Annotated in this window: 6 protein-coding genes; 1 reads left to right on the forward strand and 5 read right to left on the reverse strand. The window is 63.2% G+C overall.

The features are described 5' to 3' along the window. Positions 1 to 16: 16 nt before the first annotated feature. Positions 17 to 232, reverse strand: coding sequence for an MbtH family NRPS accessory protein (locus AD666_RS16685; RefSeq protein WP_053154124.1), 216 nt, complete (start codon positions 230 to 232; stop codon positions 17 to 19). A 200-nt stretch (positions 233 to 432) separates the two neighbouring features. Between AD666_RS16685 and fhuF the strand changes: the two genes are divergently transcribed. Then, a complete protein-coding gene (gene fhuF, locus AD666_RS16690; RefSeq protein ID WP_053154127.1) occupies positions 433 to 1,170 on the forward strand; it encodes a siderophore-iron reductase FhuF in 738 nt (245 codons plus the stop codon). Between the two features lie 7 nt (positions 1,171 to 1,177). Here the strand turns inward: fhuF and AD666_RS16695 are convergent, their stop codons facing one another. Genes AD666_RS16695 through AD666_RS16710 form a run of 4 tightly spaced genes read right to left on the reverse strand, consistent with a single transcriptional unit; the run spans position 1,178 to position 25,096 of the window. Beyond that, positions 1,178 to 2,821 carry a cyclic peptide export ABC transporter gene (locus AD666_RS16695; protein ID WP_053154130.1) on the reverse strand — a complete coding sequence of 548 codons (1,644 nt, stop codon included), beginning with the start codon at positions 2,819 to 2,821 and terminating at the stop codon, positions 1,178 to 1,180. Beyond that, positions 2,818 to 6,600, reverse strand: coding sequence for an amino acid adenylation domain-containing protein (locus tag AD666_RS16700; protein WP_256222681.1), 3,783 nt, complete (start codon positions 6,598 to 6,600; stop codon positions 2,818 to 2,820). The genes AD666_RS16695 and AD666_RS16700 overlap by 4 nt, the downstream gene beginning before the upstream one ends. Further along, on the reverse strand, positions 6,600 to 15,620 hold the full coding sequence (locus tag AD666_RS16705; RefSeq protein WP_172679640.1) for a non-ribosomal peptide synthetase: 9,021 nt from the start codon (positions 15,618 to 15,620) through the stop codon (positions 6,600 to 6,602). Before AD666_RS16705 ends, AD666_RS16700 begins: the two co-directional genes overlap by 1 nt. An 11-nt stretch (positions 15,621 to 15,631) precedes the next feature. Then, positions 15,632 to 25,096 (reverse strand): non-ribosomal peptide synthetase, encoded by a 9,465-nt coding sequence (locus tag AD666_RS16710; RefSeq protein WP_053154139.1) that lies wholly within the window; start codon positions 25,094 to 25,096, stop codon positions 15,632 to 15,634. Positions 25,097 to 25,102: the final 6 nt, after the last annotated feature.

Here is a 25,102-nt window from a genome sequence, read left to right on the forward strand (position 1 = left end):
ACTCTGTCGCGGGCGATCAGCCCTGTCCTTGTTCCTGCATGGCCTGGCGCAAGCTCAGCGGGCGCATGTCGGTCCAGACCTTTTCGATATGGTCCAGGCACTCTTGCTTGCTGCCTTTGACGTCGAGCGCGCGCCAGCCATCGGGAACACTTCGATAATCCGGCCAGATTGAGTATTGCTCCTGCTCGTTGACTACAACCAGAAAACGGGTATCCGGGCTGTCCAAACTCATTGCTTGCTCCTTGGGGTATGACGGGAGGGTTCTACGATACAATACTAATGGTATCGATTCTCATTAATATTTTTAAAATATTCGCCTGTTTCTCAAAATTCTTCTCGACGATGAACAGTCGCAAGACCGCAACGCCCTGTTTATACTTCGAGCCCTTCTGAACGATAACCGCTCTCAATACGCGGTCCACGGATGAGTCGATGATTCCCAGCCTTGCCCCGCTGTTCACCGGTCCGCTGGCCGACCATGGTGAAAAGCTGCAACTGCGCAGCCATCCTCGAACGGACGTACCGGGCGACAGATTCTTCCAGCCCGGGCATTTCAACGCTTTCGTCGACGAGTTGCAGACGCGGTACAAGACCGATGAGCGCCTGGCCCTGGTTTCACTGTGGTCCAAGTGGTACTTCAGCACGTTCCTGGCACCGGTGATGGCCGCCAACCTGCTCCAGCACTGGGACCTGCCACTGGCGCTCGGCGACACTGGAATCCAACTGGGTAACGACGCCAGACCGCAGGCATTGCACTTGTCCCATGCCGGCCACCCCCTGCCTCCCGGCACCGCCTTCGAAAGATTCCATACCCTGATCGAGGACCATCTGGAGCCCGTCATCGAAACCCTGGTCAGTGCCTCCCGGGCATCGCCCCGACTGTTCTGGAGCAATGCCGGCAATACCTTTGAGTTCGTCACCAGCCGTATCGACCTGCACCCGCTGGCCAACGCCCACAGCACCGCACCGGCCAGAGAGATCCTGAACGCTCGCCTGCGCCCCAACGGGCGACGCAACCCCTTGTTCGCCCCCGTGCATTACCAGGAAATCGGCGAGGACGAGCCGCAGCGCCTCAGGCGCATCTGCTGCATTCGCTATCGCCTGCCTGGCGTCGGCTATTGCAGCAGTTGCCCCCTCGATGAGTGCAAGGAGCAGGAGCGGTCCGTCTGACGGCCCCTTACTTTGCCAGTTGGAACGGGTTTTCCGCCGTTCGGTCATAGTCCACCAGACGACCGTAATCGAGACGATAGACCCGGTCGGCCACGTCGAAATAACGGTCATCATGGGTGATTGCGATCACCGTCTTGCCGGCCGCCTTCAATTCCGGCAGCAGCTCGTTGTAAAACACATGACGGAACACCGGATCCTGATCTGCCGCCCATTCGTCCAGCAGGAACACTTCCCGGCCTTCCATCATCAGCAACAACAGCGCCAGGCGCTTGCGCTGGCCCTGGGACAGTGCCGTGGTCGACAGACGCCCGGCGGCGAACTGGACTTTGTGGGCCAGTCCCAGGCGGTCGAGGTAGTGATCCACCCGAGCTTCGAGGCCTTCATGGTTGCCCGCCTCGCCCAGCACATCGGCGAACAGATAGAAGTCGGCAAAAATGGCCGCGAAATGCTCGCGATGCCACTCGCTGGTGCTGGCATCGAGCACCACGCCATTGAGCGAAACCTTCCCCGAAGTGGGCACGTAGAGTCCCGTCAGCAGCTTGGCCAAAGTCGACTTACCACTGCCATTGCCACCGACAATGAAGATCAACTCCCCGCGACGAATCGACAGATCGATCGGCCCCAGCTCGAACGCGAACTCGTCACTCTGCCCGGGATAGCGATAGCGCACGTTTGACAGGCGTAACTCGCCGAAGGGTTCTGCCGCTTGTGCAGGGGTCTTGAACTGCACCGTCTCGCCCAATGCCAGGGCATCGATGGCCTGCAAGGCGACATGGCCGCGAATGACTGCGGGAATGGCATCCAGGATCATCGAGATCGGCGTGCGCAGAAACATGATCGCCAGCACGTAGCCCACCACCACCTGTTGGCTGAGCAACCCAAGCCCCTGGCCGAGAAAGAACAGCGTGCCGATGAGCACGAACACCAGCAGTGTCGTCCAGTTCAGGTTCACCGCCCACAGGGTGTCGGCACGTACCGACGCATCCAGCGAGGCCCGGGCGATGGGTTCAAGCTTATGCTCATAGAGCAGGTGCCGGCGCTCCCGGCTCAGGCCCAACTCGCAGCGGCCCTGAATGGCAGCCTCGAATTGCTCGGTCAACTGGTCATCCTGTCGGCGTACCGCCTGCATCAAGGCCTTGACCTTGCGCCCGAGCAACACATCGAGCCCCACCCCCAGAGCAATCACACCGAGGGTCAGGAAAAAGAACGGCACGCTCAGCCACGCCATGTAGGCAAGCCCAGCCAGTAGCAACAGGCCGTTGTACAGGGAGATCGGCAGCTGCTTGAACGCCGTGGCGACGGTGGTAACGTCCTTGGTCAGGGCGTTGTAGATACGCGGGCTGCCCAGCCGCTCGATGCGTTCGAGTGCGGTGCCCAACACCTTGCCCACCAGCCGCAGGCGCAATTGGTAAACCAGGCGGTGCCCGATCTGCACCAGCAACCATTGCGACGTGATACCACTGAGGAACAGCAGGATCAGCAAGCCACCGAACAGCAACAAGCCGCGGCCGATATCGTCCAGACCGTGCTCCAGGCTGCGGTTGATGTAGCCGATCAGGCCGATACTGGTGGCCGCGCTCAAGGCGCTGCTCAGAATCGCCAGCAGAATGCGCCATCGAGCGTCATGCAGCAGTTCTTTCAATAGGATCATGGGGCAGACACCACCTTGGCAGAGGTTTCCAACAGTAAAGGCAGCAGGCTTTCGACCAGTCGCGGCTCCCCGAGCATCTCGTGATGGCCCACGTCCAGCGTCCACTGATGAACAGCGTGCCGAGTATACGCCTGCCACGAGGCCCGCAAATCGGCATGGGCATTGCCGCGCCAGAGCCATAGCGGTACGTCGACGATGGGCAACGCCTGTTCATACAAGCGCATCTTGATCGCCCGATACTGCGCCAATAGCTTGAGCAAATCCGCATCGGCGGCGTCCCATTGCAGGTGTGCTCGCACCTGGGCATCGTCGAGCAGCCGGGCAACCCCCTCGGCGTAGTCATGACCGGCCAACAGGCCCGTCAAACGCTCACGCAGCGACTCGCCCATGGGTTGGGCGTGGCTGCGGCAGTAGAAAGCGAAATCGGCGATCAACTGCCCCGCCTCATCGCCTTCGCCGGCCAGGCTGCGCTGCGCATCGTGGTCGAGTACCACGAGCCCCTCGACGCTGAAGCCATTGGCTTGAAGAGCGGGGATCAGCAGCAACGCCAGTCGCGACGCCAGGCTCCAACCCAGCAGCACCAACGGGCGTTGTTTCAGCTGAACGGGGATGCTCGCCACGTATTGCTGCAACAACGCATCCATGTCGCCCTCGCCCCAACCGTTTTCCAGGGCGGCCAGGCCAAAGACCGCGACGTTGCCTTCGAGGTTGTCCACCAGCGGCTGATACGCTTGCAGATGCCCTTGTGCGCCATGCACCAGCAGCAAGGCCGGCGCATGCTCATCCGCGTCCTGCAAGACCTTCCAGGGGCCGGCGCTGTCGTGGTTGTCCAGCCCTCGGACCAGGTCACGCACAGTATGCCGTTCGAACAGCAGGTTGGTCGGCAACTCGAGGGACAGCCGCTCGCGAATCAGCGAGACCACTTTGATCGCGGCCAGGGAATGTCCGCCGACATTGAAGAAGTGGTCGGTCACGCCCAGCTCGTCAACGCCGAGCACCTCGCACCAGATGGCCAGGATGGCCGTTTCCAGCTCACCTGCAGGTGCTACGCGGGTGCTCTGCAAGCGCTGCCTGGCGCGTTCGAGCAGGCTCTTGCGATCCAGCTTGCCATTGCTGTTCAGGGGCAGGGTCTTGAGCGCAAGGATGGCACTGGGCAACATGTAGTCCGGTAACTGGCGAGCCAGGGCGGCCCCCAGATGATCGGTGGTCTGCAACACGACCTCGTCCCTGACCACGAACGCCAGCAAGCGGGCATGGTCGGCTTCACCCTCCAGCAAGACAGCGGCCTGCAATACCCCCGGCTGGGCCAACAACGCCTGTTCCACTTCCGCCAGCTCCAGGCGGAACCCGCGGATTTTCACCTGCTGATCGTTGCGTCCGAGCACGCGCAGCGCACCATCGGCCTGGCGCAAGGCAAGGTCGCCGGTGCGATACAGGCGGCTGCCGTCTGGATCGACACCGAAGGCACTGCCGCCGACACCGCCCACATAACCGCGCCCGACACTGGCCCCGCTGATGCACAACTCCCCGGCCTGGCCAGGTGGCACCGGTCGTTGCTGCTCGTCGAGCAGATGGATACGGTTATCGCCCAAGACTTGATTCAAGGCACTGCCACTCACGCCCTGGTCGATATCGATCGCCCGCCACAACACCCCCACGGTGGTCTCCGTAGGACCGTAATGGTTGTACAAGCGACAGGCTGGTTTCGCTTGGGCCAGACGACTGAGCAAATGCTCACTGATCGGCTCCCCGCCCAGGACCAGAACGCGACGTGGAAGAACAGCCTCGGCCGCATGTTCGCCCATCAGGGCTTCAAGGTGCGAAGGGACGATCTTGAGCACGTCCAACGGGTGGCGCTCCAGCTCCTCGGCGAAGGCCCGCGCATCCGTCACGGTGGATTGTTCCAGCACATGCACGCAACCGCCCTGCAACCAGGCCGGAAACAGCACAGTATTGCCAAGGTCCGCCAGCAGCGAGGAGACCAGGCCATAATGCCCGCCTTCGGGCAACTGCAGCGCGCGGGTCACCTGCGTGACGTAATGGCGCAACTGACCTTGTTCGATCTGCACGCCCTTGGGCTTGCCGCTGGTGCCCGAGGTATAAAGCACGTAGGCCAGATCTTGCGCGGCGCCCTGCACCGGCGTATCGAACACTGGCCCGACGCATGCCTGCGACCAGCACAGCGTATCGACCGAGGTCTCGGGCAGCAGCCCTTCCAGATGCAGCAACAGTGCGGGTTGAGCATCCTCGAGAATGCCGGCCAGACGCAGGGGTGGTTGCTGCGGATCCAGGGGCAGATAGGCCGCGCCGACCTTGAAGCAGGCCAGCATCGCGATCAACATCTGCGCCCCACGCGGCAAGTACAGGCCGACCACCTGCTCACGGCCGACGCCGGCCTGATGCAGGCTGCCGGCAACACGATCGCTCAGGGCATCGAGTTCGGCATAGGAGAATATTTGCTCGGCATAGCGCAGCGCCGGCCGATCCGGTTGTGTCCGCGCGTGTTCGCGCACGGTGGCGACGATATCGAGATCCGGCACCAGGGCGGGACGGATCGGCGACGCCGACAGTTCCTCGGGCAAGTGGCAATCGACGCGCTGGATGAGCTCATTGGGTGACTGCATCAATTGCTCGAGCCAATGGCCGAAGCGCTTGAGCAACACTTGCATCTGGTTGTCACGGTACAGGCCACCATCGTAGGCCAGCATCAGCTCTGCGCTGCCCCGGGCATCGAGTGTCAGCTGCAATTGCAGTTCGACCGGGGTGTCGAAGGACAAGACCTGTACGCCTTGCAGCGACGGTGTATGCACGATACGCAGCCCGGCCTGGAAGCTGGCGCGCCAGTCGGGCAGCAACTGGGCCTGGCCCACATATTCCTGCCAGGCCACCGCGTTTTCCAGTTGCCGTGCCAACGGCCGTGCCAGGTTGATCCAGGTGCTGTGCTCCGACATCCGCACCGTCATCGGCAGGGTCTGCTCGAACAGCCCGAAGGCGCCCGATAGCTCTTCATAGTCGTCACGAGGGTCATGCTGCAAACCCAACTGGCCGTGCGGCTGCCCATTGAGTCTGCCCAGCAATGCTCCCCAGGCGGCCAGGACCAGCGGCTCGACCGCCAGGCCTTCGCGCTCGGCCAGGGCGTTCAACGCCACCGGCAGCGTCGGCGCAAGCGTCAGCCGGACCACGGCATGCTGGCCGCTGGCGACCCCATAACGTTCGATCAAACGCATGCCCGGCACGTCCTGCAAGGCCTGGTTACGCCAGAACTGCACGCCCTGCTCGGCATCTTCATCCAGTTGCAGGCCGTTGATCCATTCGACGTATTCGCCATACTGCATGGGTTCGGCGTCCAATGGCACGGCGCGCCCCAGCAAGTGCGCCTGCAACTGGATCAGGCTGCGCTGATCCAGCGAATACACCGGGACCGCCAGGAGCAGCCAATCGTCGAGCAACCAGGCCAATACATCGGGCTGTTCGGTCAGGCAATGCTGCTGAGCGTCGCGCAGCCACGTTTGCTCATTCTGCGTGTCACCCGAGCGCCCCTGACGCCAGTCCAGGCGCAGCTCGAAGGGCTCGACAACACGCTGGCGCAAGCCCGTGGCGCCAACCGGACGCTGGTAGCGCAGGCGCAACGCTTGATGCTGCCGCAGGCAATCACGCAGGCGCTGTTCGACGATGCCTTCGGGCACGCCCGTCATTTGCATCCGAACCCAGCGCCAGGCTTGCGGGTTGGCCTGGGCCAATTGTTTTTGCTGGGGTGAAAGCGTGAGTCCGAGGTCCATCATAATTCCAACTCTGCGTGTGTCTCTTCAGTCTGCGCCGGCGCAGCCATCACCTGGTCACGACCATAGATCTCCCCCATGGCCACCACAATCTTGCGCTCGCCCTCGAACGGGTCCCGGGCGTGTGCCGCCATCATGTTATCGAGCATGACCACATCCCCCTGCTGCCAATCGAAACGCACGGCACAACGCTCGTAGGCCGTGTTGATGGCCTCGATAGCCTGCGGTTCAAGTTCGGACCCGTCACCGTAGAACACCTGCCGGGGCATCGAAGCTTCACCGTCGCGCAGGAACTGTTCGCGCACGTCAGCATCGAGAAAGGCCGGGTGATAGAGCTGGATCTGATTGAAGAAACTCTCCTCGCCGGTCAGCGGGTGCAGGATGACCGCCGGGCACACCTGACGGGTGTGCAGGTCGTTGGCTCCGCGCCACTGGAACTCGATGTTGCTTTCACGGCAGATCCGTTCGACGTCGGCCCGCTCTTCGGTCTGGAAGAAATGCTGCCAGCTGACGTCCAGGCTGGTACTGAAATTACGCACATACATCAGTTGTTTGCGCCGCAGGTTCGCTTGCAGCCAGGCCGGCAGTTCCCGGTAGACCTGGCGACTGTCGACAATCGGGGTCGCGCCCCCCGACGTGGCCGGGATCTGGCAGTAAAACCACTGCCGACGCGGCCAGCGATGCTGATGGGCACTCTCGTTGTGGAACAGGATCATCCGGTCCTTGGGATAGGGTGTGGATTTGTAGATGTTCTTGCCACCCTCTTCCTTCGGCAGGTCGCCATATTGACCATACAGCTGAGGGCAAAGGGCCTGGCAGAACGCTTCGAAAGCCGCCGGCGTCGGCAGATCGAAGCCACGAAAGACAATGCCACCGTGGTCGAGCAGCCAGTTCTCGACCTTCTCGCGGTTGGCTTCGGCCCAGATGGCCGGCGTCAGTTCGCGGTCACGCAGTTGAATCGACAAGGGGAACTTCGAGCCTTCGCGCAGCGGTCGGGCTTCGAAGGGCTCGCGAGTGACAGGCGACCCGCTCTGGCGCATCTTGCCCAATTTGCTCATTTTGCGTTGCAGCGGATTGTCCGTGGACATTGCGGCAGCTCCTCCTGGAGTCTTGATCAGGGTATCGATTGGGTTATCTGGCGCGCCAAGGGCCATGTCCAGCAGCGATTGGAAAGCATCGCGCAGGCGTTCGACCGTGGCCCGGCGAAACAGGCTGGTGCGATACACCCAGCGCAGATTGATCGCGTCGCCGTCTTCGCTGGCGAACAGGGCCATGTCGAACTTGGAATGGTGCTGCTCGCCAGTCAGTGGCTCGACCTGCAAGTTGCCTAGTTGGCGTTGTTGGCGCGGCGTGTTGTCGAGCACGAACAAGGTTTGCAACAGCGGGTGGACATTCGCCACCCGTGGCAGCTCCAGGCATTCGACGACACGCTCGAACGGCGTGTCCTGCCAGGCGAACGCTTGCAGGCACACTTCCCGGACCTGCTGCGCTTGCTCACGGAAACTCAGCTCCGGTTGCAGGCGGATACGCAAGGCCAGCAGATTGACGAAGAAGCCGATCAACGACTCGGTGGCAGGATGCTCGCGGTTGGCCACGTCCGTCCCGATGACCAGGTCGCGCCCTTGGGTTTCGCGCTGCAGCACGGCGGCATAACACGTCAGCAGCAGCATGAACGGTGACGTTGCGCTGTCTTGCGCGAACGCTTTCAACCGGCCAACCGTGGCCGCCGGCAACTGGAAGTCCAGCGCCGCCCCGGTGCCGCTGTCGCGCTCCGGGCGTGGGAAATCGAACGGCAACGGCACTTGGGCGGGAATGCCGGCCAGGGTCTGTCGCCAGAAATCCAGGCCCTCACGCTGACGCTGCTGTACTGGGGCAGAACCTTGCCATACCGCATAGTCCACGTATTGGATCGCCAGTTCATCTTGTGGCGGCAGCACACCTGCACTGTAGGCCTCGTAACCCTGGATCAGTTCATCGACCAGCACGGCGCCGGACCAGCCGTCCGAAGCAATGTGGTGCATGACCAGTTGCAGCACGTGGTCCTGCTCACCGAGCCGGTACAGGACCGCCCGCAGCGGTGCCTCGCCGGCGAGGTCGAACGGTCGCAGTGCAACGTCGCGGGCATCGGCCGGCCACTGCGCCGCGCTCGACACGATTGTTTGCAACGCCACCGACATCTGTGCGTGGATCCGCTGGTACAACTCGCCGCCGCGCTGGTGATAGGTGGTGCGCAAGATCGCATGGCGTTCCACCAACCGCTGCAATGAACGCTCCAGGGCCTGGCAGTCCAGCTGTCCGTGCAAGCGTACGTTACTGCTCATGTTGAAGCTGCTGTCAGCCAGATCCAGCTGCTGCATCAACCAGACCCGTTGCTGCGCCGAGGACAAGGGCTGGTCCATCTGTCGGTCGACGCGAGGGATCTGCAACGAAGCGAGGTCCAAGTGAGGCGCAAGGCCCTCGATGCGCTGCGCCAGGTCCGCCAGAACAGGCGTTTCGAACAGCCAGCGCAAGGGCACTTCAAGGCCCTGCTCGCGCAAGCGCGCACGCACCTGGGCCGCCATCAGTGAGTGTCCGCCCAACTGGAAAAAATGCCCGTCGACAGGGATCTGCGGCCGGTTCAACACCGTCGCCCAGACCTCGGCCAACAGGGTCTCGCTGGCCGTCAGAGCACGCTGGACGGCGACAGTACCGCTGACGTCCAATTGCAGCCGCGGCAGTTGTTTGCGATCCACTTTGCCGTTGGTATTGAGGGGCAGTTGTTCCAGCGCCTGCAAATGCGTCGGCAGCATGTAGGCCGGCAAACGGGCCTGCAAATAGCTGTGGATCGCGGTTTCGTCAGATGGGTTAGCGCTACTGGCGACCCAGAAGGCGGCCAGATGCTCGCCTTGCACGGCCACGACCGCCTGCAATACATCGGGATGGCTGAGGAGCACAGCCTCGATCTCCCCCAGCTCGATGCGATAACCGCGCAATTTGATCTGGTCATCGGTGCGGCCCAGGTAATACAGCTGTCCATCGGGTTGCCAACGCGCCAGATCACCGGTGCGGTACAACCGCCCGCCCTCGCGGCTGAACGGATCGGCGATGAAGCGTTCGGCGGTTAATCCCGGTTGTCCGGCGTAACCGCGTGCCAGACCGTCACCGGCGATATACAGCTCGCCCACACAGCCGGGCGGCACTTCGCACAGGTGTTCATCCAGGACGTGGCAACGGGTGTTGAGCAACGGCCGGCCAATCGGGGCAACGGGCGTTTGCAGGACATCGATCGGCGTCTGGGTAGACCACACTGTGGTCTCCGTCGGGCCGTAGACGTTGACGAGGTGAGCCACGCATTGCCTGAGCTCGCTCGCCATCTCCGCCGCCAGCGCCTCACCACCAGCCAGGGCCACACGCCCGGCCAGTACCTGGCGATCGCCTTGCAACAGCATCGCCCAGGTGGCCGGTGTGGCCTGGATGAGATCCACGGCCTGGTCCTGAATCAGGTTTGCGAGCAACAGAGGGTCCTGTCGCTCCTCATCATCGGCCAGCACCACCGTGCCGCCGCGTACCAGCGGCAGGCACAGCTCCAGGCCGCAAATGTCGAAGGTCACGGTGGTCAGGGCCAGATAACGTTGCACATTATCCAGAGGCAGCGCCTGCTCCATGGCCAGCAGGAAGTTGGCGAAACTGCCTCGACTGATCTGCACGCCCTTGGGTTGTCCGGTCGAGCCCGAGGTGTAGAGGGTATAAGCCAATTGCTCGAGGGCCGTCGCCAGGCCCGGTGCGTGTGTCGGGAATTGGGACAACGGCAGGTCTGCCCACAGGCAACTGCGCAGGTGCCCGGGCACGTCTGCGAACAGCGTGTCGCAGAGCAGCAATTGCGGCCGCGCCCGAGTGAGAATCTGCGCCTGCCTTGCCGCTGGATGTGCAGGGTCGAGCGGCAGGTAGCCTGCGCCGGCCTTCTGGATGCCCAACAGGCATACCAGTAGCCTTTCGTCTCGCGGCAGGCAGAAGGCGACCGTCGACTCTTGCCCGACGCCCTGCGCCAGCAGCCAATGGGCCAGGCGGTTGGCTTGGGCATCCAGTTCGGCGTAGCTCAAGCGGCGATCGGCGCAGCACACCGCGATACGATCAGGATGGACGGCGGCCTGTACTTCGAAGCGCGTGACGAAATCCGCTTCGCCCATCAAACGCGTGGACGGGCCCGCCGTGTCCAGGGTCGCGACTGAACCCAGCGGGACTTCCAGCAAGCGCTGTTGAAGGTCAAGGCTGGCCAGACTGGCGAGCAGGCTCTGGTAGTCCTCCGCCAGTCGCTGGCTGGTGTCGGGGCGCAACAACGCGGTGGCGTATTCGACGATCAGACCGGTGCGGGCATCGGCCCCACGGCCCTGGCTGAACACATTGAACGTCAGGTCGAACTTGGCACTCACCACGCCATCGGGCAGCGCCAACGATTCCACGCTGATGCCGGGCAGGCTGAGGGTGCGCGAATCGCGGTGGTCAGCCTGATAGTTGAACATCGCCTGAAATACCGGCGTGCGGTCCAGGCTACGTTCGACGTTCAGCACGTCCAGCAAGTGCTCGAACGGCAGCGCCTGATGGGCCAGGTCATTGGCCAACCGCCCATTCAGGTCGTGGATAAAGGATTGCAGGCTTTGCCGGGCATCGATCTGTACCCGGTGCGCCAACGTGTTGACGAACAAACCGACCAGTGCCTGGCTCTCAGCCGATTCGCGCCCGGCCACGGGCAAGCCGATGGCGAAATCACTGCTCCGAGCATGACGCCAGAGCAGCAGTTGGTAGGCGGCGAAATACAGCACGAACGGCGTGACGCCCATTGCCCTGGCCCGGGCATCGATGGCCCGACTCAGCGAACTGGGGAAGAAAAACTCGGCACGGGCACCGGCGTACGCTTGCAACGCCGGGCGGGCACAGTGGTCCGGCAACTCCAGCGGCTCGTTGCTCAGGCCTTGCAAGCGCTGTTGCCAATAAGCCAACAGCTGGCTGCCCTGCTCTCCTTCCAGACCTCGCCGCTGTGCTTCGATCAACGGCAACAACCCAGTGGACGCGGGCGTGGCCTGATCCTGATACAGCCGCGCAAAATCCTCGACCAGCAAACCCATGGACCAGCCGTCCACGGCAATGTGGTGCACATTGAAGAGCAAGCGGTAATCACCTGGCGCCACACTGAACAGGTCGATTGCCAGCAACGGTCCCTGTCCCAGGTCGAAAACGCGCTTGGCGGCGTCGGCGATGGCCGCTACCTGCTGCGACTCATCCAGACCATTGAGGTCGTGCACATTGAAAATGACCGAGGCCGTCTCATCCAGGCGCTGCCAGACTTGCCCTTGCGCCTCGAAGAACCTGCAACGCAGGGCCTCATGACGCGAGACCAGGGTCTGGCAAGTGCGTTGCAGGCGAGGCACATCCAGGTCACCGCGCAAGGCCAGCAACTGCGTGACGTTGTAGGCCGTCGCGGTCGGTTCGAGCTGCTGCATGAACCACACCCGCTGCTGGGCATGGGACAGTGCACGTTGCGGCTCCGAGGCTTCGGTTGCCGATTGCGGTGCAACGCTCGGCGCGGCTGCGCCGGCCAGCACTCCGGCCAACTGCCGGGCAGTCGGGTTCTCCAGCAATTGCCGGGGCATCAGGCGCAGTTCGGCCTGACGCAGACGCGCGATCAATTGCAGGCTGAGAATCGAATCCCCGCCCTCGGCAAAGAAGTCCGCGTCCGGCCCCAGGCCAGGCTGCTCCAGCAATTCACGAAAGGCCGTGAGTACGGTCAGCAACACCGGGTCCTGTCGAGCATCGATGCACAGGGCCATGGCCGCCAGAGTCGGGTGTTGCAGGACATCCCGCGGTTGCAGCTTGAGCCCTTCGCGCGAAGCCAGGCCGATCAATTGCAGGCTCAGGATCGAATCGCCGCCCAGGGCAAAAAAATCATCCTCGCGCCCGACGTGCGGGCAGCCGAGGACCTGACACCACAACTGCGCCAGGCGCTGTTCCGTGGCACCACGGGGTGGCCGAGCGGAGGCAGCGGACGATTTTTGCTCAGCCGGCTCAGGCAAAGCGCGTCGATCCAGCTTGCCATTGGCCGTCAGCGGCAACGCGTCCAGCACTGACCAATGGCTGGGCACCATGTGTTCCGGCAATTGACGTCTGGCCTCGGCTTGCAGGCTCGCCAACGCTTCGCTCGCCAGGGACGGACTGAGGTACGCCACCAGTTGCATGCGCCCTTTCACCTCGCAGGCCAGCACTACCCCTTCGCGAACCTGAGGCTGAGCCTTGAGCCAGGCGCTGACTTCGCCCGGCTCAACGCGAAAACCACGGATCTTGACCTGATCGTCCCCACGCCCGAGGAACACCAGGTTCCCATTGCGATCCAGGCGAACCCGGTCACCGCTGCGATAGAAGCGTTGGCCTGGGGCGGTGGAACCGAATACCTTGGCGCTCAATTCAGGTTGGCCGAGATACCCCTGGGCAACCTGGGGGCCACCGATCAGCAATTCCCCGGCGACACCCAGCGGCACCGACACATCGTTGCCGTCGACGATGCGCAGTTGGCAGTCCGCCAACGGCTGACCCAAGGGCAGATACTGACCCGGGTCCAGCGAGTCGAGCGACTGGATTTCGCCGCAGATCACTCCTACCGTGGTTTCCGAAGGGCCGTAGTGGTTGAAGAGGCGCAGTTGCGGTGCCAGTTCGCGCACTCGTGCGAACAAGGCGTGATCGAAACCCTCACCGCCCAGGACCAATACATCCCTGGGCAAGACACGTCGGGCATCGTCCAGCTCCAGCAGCCCGCGCAAATGCGAAGGCGCGATCTTCAGGCAATCCACCGGGTGCTGCTCAAGAAAGTCAGCCCAGCCTGGCGGATCGAAGGTCAGCGACGCTGGCGGCAGAATCAGCGGATCGCCGGCATTCAGCGCAGCGAACACGCAGGTCAGCCCCAGGTCCGCCGCCACCGTCGCCAAGGTTGCCCAGCGGCTGCCCGGCTTCGCTTGCAGGCGTTGACCGACCGCACTGGCGTAATGCGCCAGGTTGCCGTGGGTGACCAGCACGCCTTTGGGCTGGCCGGTCGAACCGGAGGTATAAATCAGATAAGCCGGCAAGTCGGGCTGGCTGAGGCTCTCGTCCGGGCCCTCGGAGATCACGGCGCGCAAGTCAGCGGCCCCGAGTATCAGGCGCTCGATCCGGACACCAGTTTCCGGGGCATCGGCCAAAGACACCCACAGGCTCGCACCACTGTCCTGCAATAACTGCGCGAGTCGCTGCGGCGGCTGCGCCGGGTCGAGAAACAGGCAGATCGCGCCCCGTTGCCAGCACGCCAGCGTGGCCATCAACTGTTCTGCGCAACGCGGCATGCACAGCGCAACCACTTGCCCGGGACCTACCCCCTGCCCGGCCAGTCGCGAGGCCAACGCACGGCTCGCGGCACCGAGCGTTGCATAGTCGATGGTTTCGTTGACGCTACACAGTGCTGCCGCGGTCGGCGTATGCGCTGCCCAATGCAGCACTTGCCGATCCAGCGGTAAGGGCATCGCGCCCAATGCCGGACCACTCACCTCACTCGGCGGCGAAACCAGCTGGAATTCGGTCAGACGGCGCTGGGGATGACTGGACGCCCCCTGGAGAATCGCCAGCAAGTCGTCCAGCATCTGCTCGACGGTCGTCGCATCGAACAATTCGTCGCTGTATTCCAACTCGCAGCGCAGACCCGCATCAGCGGTACGCACCAGGCGCAACGTGAGGTCGAAGCGCGCATGACGCTGCGGCGGATCCAGGACTTCAACCGCGACACCCGGCAATGTCAGGGTACGGCTTTCGGGCAGGTCCACCTGGACGAACATGACCTGGAACAACGGACTCGAACGTGGCCGATCCAGGTTCTCAAGCACCTTTTCAAAAGGCAGCAACTGATGATCGAAAGCGGCGGCGACGGTGTCACGGGTGCGCAGCAGTGCACTGGCGAAGTCCGGGTTGTCGTGCAGGCGCTGACGGATCACCAGGGTGTTGAGCAAAGGCCCGATCAGCGGGACCAGCTCCGGACGATCACGGTGCGCGACCGAGGTGCCCAGGCACAGGTCGCTCTCGCCGCTGTAACGCGACAGCAGGCAGCTGAAAGCTGTCAGGCCGTAGATGTACAGCGTCACCCCATGATTACGGATAGCCGCTTCGACCGCTGTCGTCATCTGCGGTGATAGCGTGCGGGCCAGCACCGCGCCGCTGTGGCGGCGTTGCGCGGGCGCCGGACGTGGTCGATCCAGGGGCAACGTCAATGGTGCGGGGGCATCGACCAGCTGTGCACGCCAGAAATCGACGTGCTGCCGGCAGCTTTCGCTGTCCAGCCACTCCTGTTCCCAAGCGGCGTAGTCGGCATACTGGATGCTCAGTTCGGGCTGCCGGGCAGGCTCATCCACCGCCAGCGCCCGGTACGCCTCGGCCAGTTCCAGGGTCAGTTGCTGGGCCGACCAGGCGTCGTAGGCCACATGATGAATGGTGAAGAACAACCAGGTCGATTGCTCCTGCGCATCGCTGAACGCTTGCCAGCGCCATGGTGCCGACTGGCTGAGGTCAAAGGGTTCGGCCAATTGCCGGGCGTATTCATCGGCGCACCACTGCTCGTACTCGCCGGCAGCCAGGCTCAATCGTTCAACGGTTGGCCGAATGACTGTTTGCGGCTCGCAATGAGACTGCAACTGTCCATTCGGGTCGGTCGTATAACGGGTGCGCAAGATCTGGTGACGGTCGGTCAATTGCTGCATGGCCTGCTGCAAGCGTTCGCCATCGAGGCGGCCGTCGAAGCGCAGCACCGAGCACAGATTGTAAAGCGCACGACTGCTCAGAGCCTCCGCCGACAGAAAACGCCGCTGCGCCTGCGTCAACGGCAAGCGCCCGTCTTCGGCAAGCACGGCGGGAACGATCGGCAGACGCCAGCTATCGATACCTTTCTCGGCCAGGCGCTGGCGAAAGATCTTTTTCTTATCCGCGGGCAAGGAAGCCAGCCGCTGCGCAATCTCCAGGAACGCTTGTTGCGTCATCGCACTCATCCTTACTCTTCCATCTCTGATAACAGGCGCTGCATTTCGTCCAGGGCCTGGTCCGTCGACGGCCCCTGGGGTTTCTCGATCTGCTCGGCAAGACCGGCGATCGTTGGGTTGTGAAACAGGCTACGCAGCTCGATCCGGATACCGAAACGGCTCTCGACCTGAGTCATCAAGCGCATCGCCAACAACGAATGCCCACCCAGTTCGAAGAAGCTGTTGAACACCCCGACCTGCGGCAATTCGAGGAGGTCCTGCCAGATCTCGGCCAGTTGCTGCTCCAACTCAGTGCGCGGCGCCACGCCCTGTATCGTGACCGGTTGCGGCGCCGGCAAGGCCTTGCGGTCGATCTTGCCGTTGGCATTGAGGGCCAGCCGTGGCTGGGTGATGAAACCCGCCGGGATCATGTAGCCTGGCAACAAGCCTTCCAGATGCCGACGCAACTCTGCCGAGTCAACCGGGTTCGGCGCTTGCAGCCAGGCGAACAAGCTCTGACTGCGCGCGTCGATCATTACCACCGCCTCCTCCACGCCCGGATAACGACGCAACAGCGACTCGATCTCGCCGGGCTCGATGCGGAACCCGCGCACCTTGACCTGGAAATCGCTGCGGCCAACGTAGGCCAGTCGACCGTCATCGCGCCGGCGTACCAGGTCGCCGGTGCGATACATGCGACTGCCAGGTTCATTGGCATACGGGTCGGGCAGATAGACCGCTGCCGTGGTAGCGGCGGCATGCTGATAGCCACGGGTTACCCCGGCGCCCGCGATATACAGCTCACCCACGGTGCCCAGTGGAACCGGCCGCAACATTTCATCGAGTACATAACAGCGTGTGTTGAGCAGCGGCGAGCCGATATCGGCAACGCCGGACGGCACGTCTTGCAGCGCCTGCGTCGTCGACCAGACCGTGGTTTCGGTCGGGCCATAGGCGTTGATCAGCACCACGCCGCGGCTGCGCAGCTCGGTCACCAGCTCAGCGGCAACCGCCTCACCACCGATCAGCCCGCGCACGGGCGGCCAATCGGCCTGCGCGGTTTCCAGCAGAATCTGCCAGCCGGCGGGCGTGGCCTGGAACACGGTCGCGCGGCGCAGCAAGGCAAACAGCTGATGACCATCGACGACCTGCTCGCGACGGGCCAGCAGGATGGCCGCACCATTGACCAGTGGCAGGAACAGCTCCGGCTTGCACATATCGAACGCGTAGGTAGTGCTGGCCAGCCAGACATCCGCGGCGCTCAGTGGCAACTGCCGATCGAGAGCAGCCAACAGGTTGCTCAGGTTCTGGCGCGTGACCTGCACGCCTTTGGGTGTGCCGGTCGAGCCCGAGGTGTAGATCACATAGGCGCGTTGCTCCGGGTGGGTCGCCAGCATCGGATTCTCGACACTGCACGCCTCCAGCGACAATTGGTCGAGCCAGACGTTGTCGACCCCGTCCAGCACATCGCCACACAGGCTTTCGCTGAGCACCAGGACCGGATGCGCATGCTCGATGATGAAACGCAGACGATCCGCCGGGTGTTGTGGATCCAACGGCAGGTAAGCCGCGCCGGCCTTGTGGATGGCCAGCAACGTCGGCAGCAACCAGGGGCCTCGGGTCAAGCACACGGCAATCAGGTCATCCGTGCCGACGCCCCGTGTGCGCAACCAATGGGCCAGGCGATTACTGAGAGCATTGAGCTGGGCATAGCTCAGTTGCTGATCCTGACAGTCGAGCGCCAACGCCTCGGGTGTCAATGCCACTTGGCGCTCGAAACGGGCAATCAGGTCCGCTTCGCGGGGCAAGGCCTCGGCCGTCTGGTTCCAGGGGCGCAGGGCCAGGGCATGATCGGTATTGGCCAGGTCAATGTCCCAGAGGCGCGCCTGAGTGTTTTTCAGCATGCCCTCGAGCAGGTGCAGATATTCGTCTGCATAGCGTCGCGCCGTGCGGTCCAGGAACAGGTCGGTGTTGTATTCCAGCACACATTGCCAGTCATCGCCGTACTGCTCGATGTGCAAGCCGATATCCACCAGGGCGCTGTCGCTTTCCACATCCAGCCGCTGCGTCGACAGGCCCGCGAAACGCGTCTCGCCCGTTGCCGCATCGCGCTGGATCAGGTTGAACAGCGCCTGGAACAGCGGTGTATGGCTGAGGTCGCGGCGCACCTGCAACGCCTCGACCAATCGTTCGAAAGGCACGTCCGCATGCTGCTGTGCAGCCAGGTGCGTGGCTTGCAACTGTTGCCAGAATTGCTCGACCGGCTGCTGGGCATCGATGTGACTACGCAGCACTTGGGTGGTCGCGAAGTAACCGATCAGGTTGTCGGTGTGGGCCTGGTGGCGATGGGCGACCGGCAGGCCGATCCAGATTTCACGCTGACCCGAGTGCCTGGCCAGGAGGATGTTCCAGGCGGCCAGCAGTGGCGCGAACGCCGTCAGCCCGTGGCGTTGCGCGGTGTCACGCACACGCTTAACCAACGTGGCCGGCAGGCTGAAGCGAAGGCGCTGGCCGTTGTAGCCTTGCTCGGCGGGACGAGGCTTGTCGGTGGGCAGGTTCAGCACCGGTGGCTCCCCTTCCAGGGTTCGCCGCCAGTATTCAAGCTGCGATTCGATACGCGCCTGCCCGGCCGGACTCTGCCAACTGGCGGCAATGTCCGAGAACTGCAGCGGCAGTGGCGGCAGGCTGGCGCTGCGCCCTTGCAGCAAGGCCTGGTAAATCAGTTGCAGCTCATGGAAGAAGATTTCCAGCGAACGGGCATCGGCGATGATGTGATGCAAGGTGACCTGCAACACACTGAGGTCCTGGCCCTGATACACACGAACCCGCCATAGCGGCGGCGCCGACAGGTCAAAGGGACGTTGTGCTTCCTGGCTCAGTCTCAGCGCGAAATCCGGAGACTGTTCGTCCATCTCCAGCGGTTCGAAGCTCAACGGCACCGTGGTAGATGCCTCGACAGACTGCCGCGCCCCATCGGACGTTTCGCTGAACACCGTCCGCAGACTGTGCTGGCGGTCGCTCAGTTGCCGCAGCGCCTGCTCCAGCAACGACGGTTGCAGGGTACCTTCCAGACGCAGGGCGAGGGACAAGTGGTAGGCCTGGGTATCCCCTTGCAAGCGGTCCAGGAACCACAGGCGTTGCTGAGTGAAATGCAGTGGTGCCAAAGGTTCCTTGAAAGGACGCAGGATGCTTTCGGCTTCAACGCTTTTCGCCGCCACCTGCGCCGCAAAATCGCGCAGCACCGGCTGCTCGAACAATGTGCGCAACGGCAGGCGCCGGCCATGCTGTTCGGCAATTCGCGCGACCAGGCGCGCCGCCAGCAACGAATGGCCGCCCAGGGCAAAGAAATTGTCGTGCGCGCCAACATCGGTGCAGCCCAGCAGTTCCTCCCAGAGCCGGGCCACCTCCCGCTCCCATTCGCTGGAAAGCGTACCGCGCTGTCCGTCGCGTTGTTGCGGTGCCGGCAGTGCCTTGCGGTCGACCTTACCGCTCGGGCTCAACGGCAGGGTGTCCAGGCGAACGAACTGGCTCGGCAGCATGTAGTCCGGCAATTGCTCGGCGAGCGCGGCGCGCAGCATGTTTTCGTCCAGCGCGTCGCCTGCGTAGTACCCCACCAGGCTTGCGGTTTCACCGCTGCCCAGCAACACGACAGCCGCTTCGCGGACGCCAGGGATACGCGCCAGCAGCGCTTCGATTTCACCCAGCTCGATCCGGAAACCGCGCAGCTTGACCTGGAAATCCAGCCGTCCCAGGTAGTCCAGGCTGCCATGAACGTTGCGTCGAACCCGGTCGCCGGTACGGTACATGCGGGCACCCGGTACGAACGGATCCGGCAGGAACGCCGCCGCGGTCAGTCGTGCCGCCGCAAAGTAACCCCGACCGAGGTTAGCCCCGGCCAGATACAGTTCACCGGGCACCCCGGCGGCCACCGGCCGCAAATCGGCATCGAGGACATACGCGGCGGTATTGGCAACCGGATGCCCGATCGGCACCTCGACACCAGCACTCTCGCCACCGCTGCGCACTTCAAAGGTGCTGTAGACCGTCGCTTCTGTCGGCCCATAACCGTTGATGACCCTGGCGCCCCTGTCCTCAATCGCTTCGGCGAGCGCACAGGGCAAGGCCTCTCCGCCGGAAATCGCACGCACGCCTTGCCAGCTGCGCGAGGTATGCGCCACCAGCATTCGCCAGGTCGCGGGCGTGGCCTGCATGATCGTCGGCTGCCCGGTCAGCAACAGTTGATCGATCGCCTGGGGATCACGCGCCTGTTCGCGGTCGGCCAACAGGATGCTGGCGCCGTGTGCCAGCGGCAGCAGCAATTCGACGATGGCAATATCGAAGGTCGCGGTGGTCAATGCCAGGACGCGATCCCGAGCCGTCATGGGCACGGCCTGCTCCACGGCCAGCATCAGGTTCATCAGGTTGCCACGGCTGATGGCCACGCCCTTGGGCTGACCGGTGGAGCCGGAGGTATACAACACGTAGGCGAGCTGATCCTCCGCCAATGCCGGGGCCTTGTAGCGGTCGGTGGTGCTCAGGGCATCGATGTCCAGCAACGCCACGCCACTGTTCCACTGCGCCAACACCGCCAGGCTCGCGCCGGTGCCCAGGCACAGTTTGGGTTGCGCCGCCTCGAGGATGTAGCGGCCACGTTCCGGCGGGGTATCCTCAGCCAACGGCACGTAGGCAGCACCGGCCTTGAGAATCGCCAGCATCGCCATGGGCAGGCGAGCATCACGAGGCAGGCTGAGGGCGACACGATCCTCGATGCCAACGCCATGGGCCTGCAGGGCAGCCGCCAGTCGCTCGGCGGCCTGCTCCAGCTGGGCGTAGCTCAGGCGCTCATCACCGGCCAGTATGGCCGTCGCGTCAGGCTGTCGAGCGACCTGAAGCGCAAAGGCCTGGAGAAGATCCTGGTGCCCCGTGACGCCGGGTCCCTCGATCCGGGCCAGGGAGCGTTCCGCAGACTGCCACGCCAGTTCACCCAACGCCCCTTCCGGGTGCTCGATCAACGCCTCGAGCATCGCCAGGTACTGCTCGGCCATCGCCTGGGCGGTCTCTTCGCGGAACAGGTCGCTGCTGTATTGCAAGCTCAGATTGATGCCGTGTTCGCTGTCCCGCACGTCAAGGTGCAGATCACACAACGCGCTGTCCGGACGGTTATCCAACGGCTCGGCGATCACATCGGTCAGTTCGAAACGCTCCAGGGCATTGCCCGGGAAGTAGTTGAACATGGCCTGGAACAACGGGTTGTAGCTCACCTGACGGACCACGCCGAGCTGCTCGATCAAATAATCGAATGGCAGGTCCTGATGGGATTGAACCGACACGGACAGCGCTTGCAGCTCGCTCATCAGCTGCAGCAGGCTACGCTCGCCCGACAGTTTCTTGCGATACACCAACGTGTTGACGAAACAGCCGACCAGGGGCTGGAGTACCCCGTGGTGCCGGTTGGCCACGGGAACGCCGATCAGAATGTCGTCCACACCGCCGCGGCTGCGCAACAACAACTGGAACGCGGTCAGCATCGGGATGAAATTGCTCCAGCCGTGGCGGGCACTGAACGCGCGCAAGCGTGCCGTCAGGGCGTCGGACAAGCGCCGTTCAACACGCCCACCGGCCTGGCTCGCCTGGGCAGGACGGGGAAAATCAGCCGCGAGTTCTAGCACCGGCAGCTCGCCGGCCAACTGCTCGCGCCAGAACGCCAGTTCCTGTTCGCACGCCTTGCTGTTCATCCATTGGTGTTGCCAGAGCGCGTAGTCGGCGTACTGCATCGAAGGCGCCGGCAGCGTTGTCGCCACCCCTTGCCGCCTGTTGCGGTACTGCGTGCACATCTCATCGATGATCAACTGCAGGGACCAGCCATCGGCCACGATGTGATGACAGTTCAACGACAAGACAAAAGCATCCGCGGCCAGCCGATAAAGCCTGGCGCGCAGCAGCGGAGCCGTTTCCAGCAAGAACGGCGTCATTGCATCCTGACGCAGTAGCTCATGCAACGCTTCTTCGTTCGGCACGTCGACCAAAGGCAGCTCAAGCTCAGAGCGGGCCAGGATCAGTTGGCTCGGCCCCTCGGCTTGCTCGATAAACCCGGTACGCAGCACTTCGTGCCGATCCACCACCGCCTGCAACGCAGCCTGCAGGTCGGCGATATGCAGCTCACCGGTCAAGCGAACGGCGCCTGCCAGGTTATAGGCGGGGCTGTGGGGATCCAGTTGTTGCAGGAACCACAGACGCTGCTGGGCAAACGACAGCGGCAGTTTGTCAGGACGCGGCAACAGTGTCGGCGATGCCTTTACGGTGCCAGCCTGGTTTTCCAGCCAATCGGCCATGGCGGCGATGGTCGGACGCTCGAACACCACGCGCAGGGGCAAATCCTTGCCAGTGAGTTTGCCGATCAGGCCAATCAGTTGAGTGGCCAGCAGCGAGTGACCGCCCAGCTCGAAGAAGTTGTCCTCGACCCCCACCTGGCCGAGCCCCAACACGCTTTGCCACGCCTCGACCATCTGGCCTTGCAGCTCGCTGCTGGGCGCAACATAGCGGGCCTGGCTCTGCGCGGCAAAATCCGGAGCGGGCAAGGATTTGCGATCGATCTTGCCGTTGCCATTGAGCGGAAAGCGCTCCAGGAACACAAACGCGCCCGGTGTCATGTAGGGTGGAAGATGGCCCAGGACATGCTCGCGCAGGGCCTCGATGCTCAGCTGTGCATCGCCCACGACATAGGCTACCAACACCTTGGCGCGTTGCTGGTCGTCGCGGGCGACGACTACCGCTTCCCGGACGCCGGGGTAATGGCTCAGGCAGGCTTCGATTTCGTCCAGTTCAATGCGGTGCCCGCGAATCTTGACCTGATGGTCGGTACGGCCAACGTATTCAAGATCGCCGTTGGGCAGGAAGCGCGCCAGGTCACCGGTGCGATAGAGGCGCGAACCATCGTTGGCAATCGGGTCCGGCAGGAACACCGCCGCCGTGCGCGCCGGGTCTGCCATATAGCCGCGTCCGACGCCGACACCGGCGACGAAAATCTCCCCCACCGCACCGGCCGGTATGGGTTGCAGGTCGGCATCGAGCAGGTACAAGCGGTTGTTCAGGGTGGCGCGACCGATGGGCACGTTGATCCGTTGTTCCGGCAGACGTTCGAGCAACGGATGGAACGCGACATCATCGGAGCATTCGGCGGGCCCGTAGGCGTTCATCAATGGGATCGCGGGATAGCGGTCGAACCAGCGACGCGCCAGGGCCGGTGGCAGCGCCTCACCGGTAGCCAGCACCCAGCGCAGCCGCGAGCGCTCGAGCCCGGCGTCGAGCAGGCTCTGCATCAACGACGGCACGGCTTCGAGGATGCTGATGCCGTGCCGTTCGATGGCCGACGCCAGCGCATCGGGGTCTTGTACGATGCAATCGCCGAGGATCACGGTGCGTGCCCCCAGCACCAGGCCGGCAAGGGTCTGCCAGACAGAAATGTCGAAGCATTGCGGCGCGGTCTGAGCAATGACATCGGACGCATCGAGCCCCAGCCCCGGCAATTTGCCGAGGATGTTATTGAGCATGCCGGCGTGCGCCACCATGGCCCCTTTGGGCGTGCCGGTGGAACCGGACGTGAAGATGCAATAGGCCAACGAGAGGTCGTGGATCGCAAGGTTCAGGTCTTCATCGTTGTAGCTGCTCAATACCGCAGGATCGTAGAGCACCGCTTTGGGACGCTGTTCCAAGAGATCCACTGCCTCCAGCGCCAGCTCGCCCAGCCCCGCGCTGTGAACCAGCAACGGCGTACGGCTCTGGCGCAGGACCTGGGCCAACCGCTGAGGTGGATTGCGCGGGTCAAGCGGCAGCCAACCGGCACCGGCCTTGAGGGTGGCAAGGATCATCACCACCAGGTCCAGACCACGCTCGTCGAACACCGCGATCAAGTCGCCGGCGTTGACGCCCTGGGCGCGAAGGTGCCGGGCCAGACGGTTGGCGGCGCGGTTCAGCTGATCGAACGTCAGGCTTCGGTCGCCGTGAACCATGGCAATGCGCTCGGGCGTCAGGCGAACCTGTTGCTGCAATCGCTCGATGTACAAAGGTTGCAGCAACTGTTCGTCGGCCGCTAGTCCTCCACCGGCCCAGACCTGATGCTGATGCGCGATTTCACGCTCATCGAGCATCGCCAGGTGGTGCAACGGTGTCTCTGGGTGGGTGTGCAGGGCCGCACCGATGTTCAGCAGCAACGTGCGGAAGTGGCGCAGCATCTGCTCGATTTCTTCGCGCAGAAACCAGTCGGTCTGATAGGTCAATTGCAGATGCAGGCGTTCACCCGGAACGATCACCACCGTGATGGGGTAGTTGGTGTGGGTGCGGTTGGCCATGTCGCTGATCAGGTAATCCAGTTGCCCCTGACGCAAGTCGGCGGCAATGGGCGCGTTCTCGAACACGAACAGACTCTGGAATAGGTCCTGGCGCTGCACTTCGCTCCAGCGCTGGATCTCTGCCAGGGACACGCTTTCGTGTTCGCGGAGGGTCAGGTTCTCGGTCTGCAAGGCCTTCAGCCAGGGGGCCAGCGCGTCATCCGGGCGCACGTTCCAGCGCAGAGGCAAACTGTTGATGAACAGACCGACAATGCTTTCCATGCCTTGCAGGTGAACCGGCCGACCGGCGACCGTAATACCGAACACCAGGTCGCGATCACCACTGTAACGCGCCAGCAGCAAAGCCCAGGCCCCCTGCACCAGGGTGTTGAGGGTGATGCCGTGTCGGGCCGCCGCGCTTTGCAGTGCGAGGGTCTGCTCAAGCTCCAGATGTTCGACACAGTCTTCAACGGGCTCCGCGGCCCCCTGAACCCGGCCGACATGCCCGAAGCCAAACTCGTTGGGGGTGTCGAACCCCGCCAGGCGTTGTTGCCAGAACGCCTGATGGTCTTCCGGCTTCTGGGTTTCCAGCCAACGAATGAAATCGCGATACGGGCGCGGCGCTGGCAGATTCAAACGACGACCTTGCTGGGCGGCCCGGTAGCCGTTGAGGAAGTCCATCATGATGATCGAGAAGCACCAGGCATCCATCAGGATATGGTGATAGCTGCGCACGAACTGGTAGGTATCGGGCGCCAACTTATACAGCCTGACACGCATCAGGGGCGCTTTGGTGAAGTCCAGTCCCTGGGCCCGCTCTTCACTGAGCAAGTGCTCCAGGCGTTCCTGTTGCTCACCTTCGCTCAGATGCGACCAGTCCTCATAGGTAATCGGCAATTCGACCTGCTTGTGCACCACTTGCATTGGACGCTTCTGCTGCTTCCAGACAAAGGAAGTGCGCAGCAACTCATGGCGCTCCACCACCTGCGCCCAGGCCTGACGGAACGCCGCCAGATCGAGATTCGGCAGGACCATGACATGACGGTATTGCAACAGGTACATGCCTTTGCCAGGGTGCAACAGACTGTGAAACAACAATCCCTGCTGCATGGGTGCCAGCGGATAAATCGCTTCGATATTGCGCGAAAGAGCTTTGACCTTGTCGTTCATGCTGAC

The sequence above is a fragment of the Pseudomonas sp. Pf153 genome (genome assembly GCF_001269775.1).
GTDB classification, from domain to species: Bacteria; Pseudomonadota; Gammaproteobacteria; order Pseudomonadales; family Pseudomonadaceae; genus Aquipseudomonas; species Aquipseudomonas uvaldensis.

What these genes read in the sequence shown, in the direction of transcription:
- AD666_RS16685 (WP_053154124.1), bottom strand. Translation starts at nt 232, where the DNA reads ATGAGTTTGGACAGCCCGGATACCCGTTTTCTGGTTGTAGTCAACGAG.
- fhuF (WP_053154127.1), top strand. Translation starts at nt 433, where the DNA reads ATGATTCCCAGCCTTGCCCCGCTGTTCACCGGTCCGCTGGCCGACCAT.
- AD666_RS16695 (WP_053154130.1), bottom strand. Translation starts at nt 2,821, where the DNA reads ATGATCCTATTGAAAGAACTGCTGCATGACGCTCGATGGCGCATTCTG.
- AD666_RS16700 (WP_256222681.1), bottom strand. Translation starts at nt 6,600, where the DNA reads ATGGACCTCGGACTCACGCTTTCACCCCAGCAAAAACAATTGGCCCAG.
- AD666_RS16705 (WP_172679640.1), bottom strand. Translation starts at nt 15,620, where the DNA reads ATGACGCAACAAGCGTTCCTGGAGATTGCGCAGCGGCTGGCTTCCTTG.
- AD666_RS16710 (WP_053154139.1), bottom strand. Translation starts at nt 25,096, where the DNA reads ATGAACGACAAGGTCAAAGCTCTTTCGCGCAATATCGAAGCGATTTAT.